Here is a 7166-nt window from a genome sequence, read left to right on the forward strand (position 1 = left end):
ACCGCACGGTGGCCGGGCAGGCTTTTGATGACATCTTCTGAACCAAAGATGTCGCCAACCTGGCCGGATGCCCGGTGTGCCGGAAAATCTTCGCCGTCATAGGACACAATGCCTGCGGCTTCCTGTCCACGATGCTGCAGGGCATGCAGGCCAAGGGCCGTCAGTGCCGTCGCATCGGGGGAGCCAAATACGCCAAAGACGCCACATTCTTCACGTAGCTTGTCGTCGTCAAATGGATTGGTGGTCAGCATGAGTGGGTTCCGCTCTCTCGCCGGTGGCGCACGGAATTCGTCATTAGTACGAAACCCACACGCCTCACTCGTTAGTGGTCGCCTCAATCAGGCGATCCAAATCATCGCGCGAGGGCCTTGTATACCCGTTTAGGGGCGCGGGTCCAGTCCCTTTTGGTTCCGGACCAAGAAGTTGGCGATAGGTTTTTTCGTTCGCATCGGCCTCACGCTGAGCGCGTTCAAGCTCTTGGGCGGTGGTATCGAAAATTTCGTCAGGTGCCATGCGCATAATAAGGAACGCGCCTTCTTCCAGAACCGGGCGGGTGCGGGCATCGCGGACCCAGTCGGGTTGCGAATCTGCCGGCAGCAACCAGGACAGGGATAGAAAGCCGATACAAACGATCAACGCCCCGCGCAGAAGCCCGAAAACGAAGCCAAGCGTGCTATCAAGGCTGTCCAGGCCGGAATTCTGAACCGCCCGGCCGATCCGGCCACTGATGAACGAGAAAATCAAAAACGAAATCAGAAACAGGCCAACCCCGGTTGCCAGATCGGCAATCAGTTCAGACGGGATCAGTTCGCGCACATAGGGACGTGCAACCGGATAGCCATAAAGTGCGACAAGCCCGGCCCCGACCCAGCCCATCATCGACAGGGTTTCGTGGATAAAACCGCGGAAAAAGGCAAAGATCCCCGAGATCAGCAGAATGCCGACAACAATCAGGTCAAACACATCACGTGCGCCAAGATCGGGCAGGGCGGAGAAATCCATCTATTCGTAAACCTTGTTCGTCAGTCCGGGTGGCGGAGTGCGTTACTGTGAAGGCGTTTAGTACATGCCTTCGCGCGGACGCACCTTGTCGCGGACATCGTCGCCGAAGAGGTTTACCAAATCCTGAAGATGGCCGATTTCGGTCTGATTGAGGCCCTTGATCGCGAACTTCTTCTTGCCCTGTGTGCCATTCTTGGGGGTATAGGCATTGCCAAAGCCAAGTTTGGTCGCTTCTTTCAGTCGCGATTCGAGTTGTCCGACCGGGCGGACTTCACCCGAAAGGCCGATTTCACCAACAATCACGGTCTCGGCCGGAACCGGCGCATCGGCAACAGCGGAAATCAACGCTGCCGCAACCGCCATGTCGGCTGCGGGCTCACCAACCCGCAAGCCGCCGGCAACGTTAAGGTAGACATCAAACTGGCTGAGCGGCAGGCCACACCGGGCATCAAGCACCGCCAATATCATGTTCATGCGCGCAGAATCCCAGCCAACAACCGCACGACGCGGGGTAGCGAGGGCCGATTGCGCAACAAGCGCCTGAATTTCCACAAGCATCGGGCGCGTGCCCTCAAGCCCGGCAAAGACCGCCGTGCCGCTGACCGGCGAATCACGATCTGCCAGAAACAGCGCGGATGGGTTGGGAACCTCGACCAAACCGGCATCGCCCATTTCAAACACACCGATTTCATCGGTCGCACCAAAACGGTTCTTTACCGCGCGCAAGATACGGAACTGGTGACCGCGTTCGCCTTCAAAATACAGAACCGTATCGACCATATGTTCAAGAACACGCGGACCGGCGATCTGGCCTTCCTTGGTGACATGGCCGACCAGCAGCACGGCAAAGCCCTTGCGCTTGGCAAGGCGGATCAGTTCCAGCGCACATGCACGGACCTGCGACACCGTGCCCGGTGCGCTATCAAGGGTGTCCGCATACATGGTCTGGATTGAGTCAATAACCACCACGTCATGGTTGCTCGCTTCCAGCGTGGTGATGATATCGCGCAGGCTGGTGGCGGCGGCAAAGTCGACCTTGGATTTTTCAAGGCCCAGACGGGCGGCGCGCATGCGGACCTGATCAACGGCTTCCTCGCCCGAGATATAGGCGCATTTGTGTTTGGCTGCCATGGCCCCAACGGCCTGCAAAAGGATGGTCGATTTACCAATCCCCGGATCCCCGCCGACAAGAAGGGCGGAACCTGGTACAAGCCCGCCACCACACGCACGGTCCAGTTCGGCGATGCCACTTATGATGCGTTTGGGGCTGGCACTTTCACCTTCAAGGGCGACAAAATCGATGGTCTTGCCTTTGGCACCCCCGGCAATGCCGCCAGTGGCCTTGGGGCCGCTTTCAACGCGTTCTTCCTCGATGCTGTTCCATTCGCCGCAGCCGTCGCAACGTCCGGTCCATTTGCGGTACTCGGCACCACAGTTCTGGCAGATGAAACGGCTTTGGGTTTTGGCCACAGAATGCTCCGCAGATCAAAGAAGTGTCAGTAAGGGCGATGTCGGTCAGACAGTGCTCAGAGATGCTTGAGATCAAGTTCAAGCGGACCTTCGATATCACCGGCAACGAATTGTTGCAAATAGGGGTTATCGGCGTCGTCAATATCGGCAACCGGACCATCCCAGATAATCTTGCCCTGATACAGCATGGCGACGCGATCAGCGATCTTGCGCGCACTGGCCATATCGTGGGTGATGGTCATCGCACTGGCACCAAGTTCACGGGTGCATTTGACGATAAGGTCATTGATGACGTCGCCCATGATCGGGTCTATGCCGGTGGTCGGTTCGTCAAAGAACAGGATTTCCGGCTCCGTCGCGATGGCACGGGCCAGACCGACACGCTTTTGCATGCCGCCCGAAAGCGATGCCGGGGACATGTTTGCAATATCAGCCGCCAGACCGACATCCTCAAGCCGCGCAATCGCAAGATCGCGGGCCTTGGCGGCTTTCATGCCCTGACCTTCGATCAGGCCAAAGGCAACATTTTCCCACACGGTCAGTGAGTCAAAAAGGGCGGCTCCCTGAAACAGCATGCCGGTTTTCGCCAGCATCTCATCACGTTCAGTGCGCGATGCCGTGGTCATCTCAACACCATCGACCTTGATGGAGCCCTGATCCGGGGTAAGCAGGCCCAGAACGCATTTTAGAGTTACCGATTTCCCGGTGCCGGATCCGCCTATGATGGCAACCGATTCACCCTTGGCGACATCAAGGTCGACACCCTGAAGCACCTTTTTCGGGCCAAAGCCCTTGTGAACGTCGCGAAGCGATATCTTGGCTGTGCTGCTCATGATCCTGTCAACCGACCCTTATCGCGTGAAGAACAGTTCGGTGACGATATAGTTCGAAATCAGGATCAGGATGGAGCTTGAAACAACCGCATTGGTCGTTGCCTGACCAACACCCTGCGCGCCACCTCGCGAATGATACCCGTGATAGCAGCCCATCAGTGTGATGATAAAGCCAAACACGGCGGCCTTCACAAGACCCGAAACCACATCAAGCTGTTCAAGATACTGGAAGGTATTGCGGATATAGGACCCGTCATTGAAGCCAAGCTTGTTCACGCCCACCAGATAGCCGCCCATAACCCCGATAATATCGCCGATCAGAACCAGAACCGGCAGGGTGATCAGGCCGGCAATCACACGCGGCACGACCAGATATTTAAACGGATTGGTCGAAAGGGTCACCAGCGCGTCGATCTGTTCAGTCACACGCATGGTTCCGATTTCTGCAGCAATCGCGGCACCAACGCGGCCAGCAACCATGAGGCCCGCCAAAACCGGCCCCAGTTCGCGGGTCATTGAAATAACAACCACGGTCGCAACCGCACTTTCGGCCGAAAACCGCGAGAACCCGGAATAGGATTGCAGCGCCAGAACCATCCCGGCAAACAGCGTGGTCATCGCCACCACCGGCAAGGAGAAATAGCCGATTTCACGCATCTGTTTGAAGATCAGGCGGAAATAGATCGGTGGTGTGACCATGTGGCCGATGGTGCGTCCCGCAAATACCGTGACGCGACCGACAAGGGCCAAAAAGGTCAGAAACATATGGCCAACCGGCGCAAAGATCGGCATCTGTACTTCGAAGTCCCCTGTTATCGACCTGCCGGAATTTTCTGGCTGGCTCTTATGATTTAGCTCTCTGTATAAACCCGCCGATAGCGATGTCCAAGAGAAGTTAGAATTTCATAACCGATTGTACCAGCAGCAGATGCAACGTCGTCAACCGTCATCTTGTCATCAAGAAGCGGCACCATATCCCCGGCCTTGAGCGGTTTGCCCGGAAGGTCGGTAATGTCGACGGTGATGGCGTCCATCGAAACGCGCCCGACATAAGGGACTTCGTGCCCCTTGATAATCAGTTTTCCCGAATTCGATAGCGAGCGCAGCCAGCCATCAGCGTAGCCAAGCGCAATGGTGGCAATTTTCGATTTGCGTTTTGCCTTCCAGGTGCCGCCATAACCAACGGCCTGATTTTCATCAAGCTCACGCACCTGAAGGACCTTGACCTTAAGGTTTACGACAGAACGCATCGGGTTGGTGGTTTCCGGGGTCGGGTTGCCGCCCCAAAGCGCGATACCCGGACGGCAGAATTCAAGATGGTAATCGTCATTGCGGAAAATAGCCGACGAGTTACAGAAGCCACGCGGCGCCGGGGGCAGGCGTCGGTACCATTTCATGAACAGATCATACTGTTCCTTGGTTACCGGGTTTTCGGCCTCGTCGGCTGCGACCGGATGGGTCATGTAGCCAGCTTTTTCAAAGCCGTATAGCAGCGATGAATAGCGATCGACCAGTTCGCTGACCTCGCGCGGGGTCAGGCCAAGGCGGCTCATGCCCGTATCAAGATGGATAAAGGCCGGGGCCGGACGTTCATATTCGCGGCAAAGATTTGACCAGCGTTCGATCTGTTCAAGGTCATTGAGGACCGGGATGACGTCATTTTCGATAAAGAACGCTTCGTCACCGGGCAAAACGCCATTGAGGACCGCAATCCGTCCGCCGCCGCGCAAAAGCGGGAAGAGTTCGGCTGCTTCGTTGGCCTGTGCAACAAAGAACAGGCGGCACCCCTGCTTTTTGAGAACCGGCACGATGGTTTCTGCGCCAAGGCCATAAGCATCGGCCTTTACCACGGCAGCACAGGTGCGTCCGGTATAACGCTTTTTCAGGGTGTGGTAGTTGTCGGCAACTGCTTTCAGATTGATTTGCAGTTCCGCACACTCGGCAGCACGGCCGACGGCGGGAAGAACGGTCATTCGTAATACCCCGTGGAATCCGTTGATGGAAAGGCGTGAACCTTATCCCTGTTCAAACTCTTCTTCTGTGTGATCGAGATCGCCAAACTTAGTGTAGTTCCCGTCGAAATACAGGCGCACGTTGCCCACCGGGCCGTGACGCTGTTTGGCAACAATAACCTCAGCGGTGTTATAGACGTGGTTCAAACGGTCCTGCCATTGCGCATAGCGTTCACCGAACTTGTCGGTGGCTTCTTCCGGGCGCTGGGCTGGCTCGGCACGTTCGAGATAGTACTGTTCGCGATAAATGAACATCACGACGTCGGCGTCCTGCTCAATCGAGCCGGATTCACGAAGGTCTGAAAGCTGCGGACGTTTGTCTTCGCGCTGTTCGACCGCACGCGAAAGCTGCGACAGGGCCAGAACCGGAACTTCAAGTTCCTTGGCAATGGCTTTAAGCATTCGGGTGATCTCGGAAACTTCCTGCACACGGCCATCGCCGCGGAAGTTTGTCGGCGGTGCCAGAAGCTGCAGGTAATCGACGACGATCATTGCAAGGCCGTGCTGGCGCTTCAGGCGGCGGCAACGGGTACGCAGCGTCGATACCGGAAGTGCTGGCGTATCATCAATATAAAGCGGAACGGTATTGAGTTCCTGGGTTGCCAGCAGCAAGCGTTCGAAATCCTGCTCGTTCAGGTCACCACGGCGCATGTTATCGCCAGAAACCTCTGCCGCCTGCGACAAAAGGCGACCGGCAAGCTGTTCTGCTGCCATCTCAAGCGAGAACACGGCAACCGCACCGGTTCGGGTTTCATCGCGGGTGTCTTCGCCTGCGGCCCGGTTCTGGTGTGATGCAATGGCGGCGTTAAAGGCCACGTTCATCGCAAGTGCGGTTTTACCCATCGACGGACGACCCGCAAGGATCAGCAAGTCAGACGGGTGCAAACCACCCAGCTTGCGATCAATGTCACGCAAACCGGTTGTCACGCCCACAACGCGCCCGGCGTTTTTGTAGGCGTGATCAATGTTTTCATAGGCCTTGGCAAGGGCAGGGCCAAAGGCGACAAAGCCCGATTCCGCAGAACCGGCAGTCGCCAGCGAGAACAGTTTCTGTTCGGCTTTTTCGATCTGGTTGGTGGCGTCGGTATCAAGTTCGTACTGATAGGCTTCGTTGACGACTTCTTCGCCAAGCTCGATCAGTTCACGACGCAAATACAGATCATAGACCAGCTGACCATAGTCACCGGCATTGATCACCGAAACCAGATTGTTTGAAAGTTCGGCCAGATATTGCGGGCCGCCGATTTCGGCAAGATGTTCGTCCTGCTTGAAATAGGCTTTGAGCGTGACCGGGTTTGCAAGCTGGCCCCGTTCGATCAGCTTTCCGCAGGCCTCGAAGATGCGCCCGTGCCGCCCGTCGGCAAAATGCTCGGGGCGCAAAATATCGGACACGCGCTCGTAGGCGGCGTTGTTATTAAGGATTGCGCCAAGAAGGGCTGCCTCCGCCTCAAAATTGTGCGGCGCCATGCGTTCGAGCACCATTTCGGCGTCGTCACCACGGTCCGGTTCAAGCGGGGCAAACAGGGCATCTAAATTGGGATCTGTCATGGGCCGAAAAGGTAGCAGGCATCCGCATATGCGCAAAGAGTTAATCGCGCTTGCTCATAGCCGGTATTCCGCCAGCGCAGAGGTCGCGAATGCTGCAGGCTCCTGAAATGCTTTGAAAAAAATCGACGGGCTTTGGCGTCAGGGCAAAAGAAAACGGCACATCCTTTGGGATGTGCCGTTTTCAAATGGTTCGAAGAACCCGCAATTAAGCGTTGGTTTCTTCTTCGTCTTCCGAAGCAGCTTCGAGTGCTTCTGCAACGTCTTCGGGAACTTCTTCTTCGAAGAGTTCTTCAGCGGCTTC

Annotated in this window: 6 protein-coding genes and 1 pseudogene; all 7 read right to left on the reverse strand. The window is 56.4% G+C overall.

All coding sequences use genetic code 11. The features are described from left to right. Positions 1-251: pseudogene (locus B2R48_RS13375) on the reverse strand (amidophosphoribosyltransferase); the annotation flags it as partial. A 64-nt stretch (positions 252-315) separates the two neighbouring features. Then, positions 316-1002 (reverse strand): CvpA family protein, encoded by a 687-nt coding sequence (locus B2R48_RS13380; RefSeq protein ID WP_062957488.1) that lies wholly within the window; start codon positions 1000-1002, stop codon positions 316-318. Positions 1003-1059: 57 nt separating this feature from the next. Beyond that, entirely contained in the window at positions 1060-2472 is a 1413-nt protein-coding gene (gene radA, locus B2R48_RS13385; protein WP_062957487.1) for a DNA repair protein RadA, read from the reverse strand. Positions 2473-2528: 56 nt separating this feature from the next. Then, positions 2529-3305, reverse strand: a complete 777-nt coding sequence (locus B2R48_RS13390; protein ID WP_297001236.1) for an ABC transporter ATP-binding protein — start codon at positions 3303-3305, stop codon at positions 2529-2531. 18 nt (positions 3306-3323) lie between these two features. Continuing rightward, positions 3324-4097 (reverse strand): MlaE family ABC transporter permease, encoded by a 774-nt coding sequence (locus B2R48_RS13395; protein ID WP_008890538.1) that lies wholly within the window; start codon positions 4095-4097, stop codon positions 3324-3326. A 59-nt stretch (positions 4098-4156) separates the two neighbouring features. Beyond that, positions 4157-5278, reverse strand: a complete 1122-nt coding sequence (alr, locus tag B2R48_RS13400) for an alanine racemase (protein WP_213474430.1) — start codon at positions 5276-5278, stop codon at positions 4157-4159. A 42-nt stretch (positions 5279-5320) separates the two neighbouring features. After that, positions 5321-6865, reverse strand: a complete 1545-nt coding sequence (locus B2R48_RS13405) for a replicative DNA helicase (RefSeq protein ID WP_062957484.1) — start codon at positions 6863-6865, stop codon at positions 5321-5323. Positions 6866-7166 lie beyond the last annotated feature (301 nt).

Source organism: Thalassospira sp. UBA848, assembly GCF_002295455.1.
Taxonomy (GTDB): domain Bacteria; phylum Pseudomonadota; class Alphaproteobacteria; order Rhodospirillales; family Thalassospiraceae; genus Thalassospira.

Excerpts from the sequence above, each read along its gene's own strand:
- B2R48_RS13380 (WP_062957488.1), bottom strand. The coding sequence starts at position 1,002 with ATGGATTTCTCCGCCCTGCCCGATCTTGGCGCACGTGATGTGTTTGAC.
- B2R48_RS13390 (WP_297001236.1), bottom strand. The coding sequence starts at position 3,305 with ATGAGCAGCACAGCCAAGATATCGCTTCGCGACGTTCACAAGGGCTTT.
- B2R48_RS13405 (WP_062957484.1), bottom strand. The coding sequence starts at position 6,865 with ATGACAGATCCCAATTTAGATGCCCTGTTTGCCCCGCTTGAACCGGAC.
- alr (WP_213474430.1), bottom strand. The coding sequence starts at position 5,278 with ATGACCGTTCTTCCCGCCGTCGGCCGTGCTGCCGAGTGTGCGGAACTG.
- B2R48_RS13395 (WP_008890538.1), bottom strand. The coding sequence starts at position 4,097 with ATGCCGATCTTTGCGCCGGTTGGCCATATGTTTCTGACCTTTTTGGCC.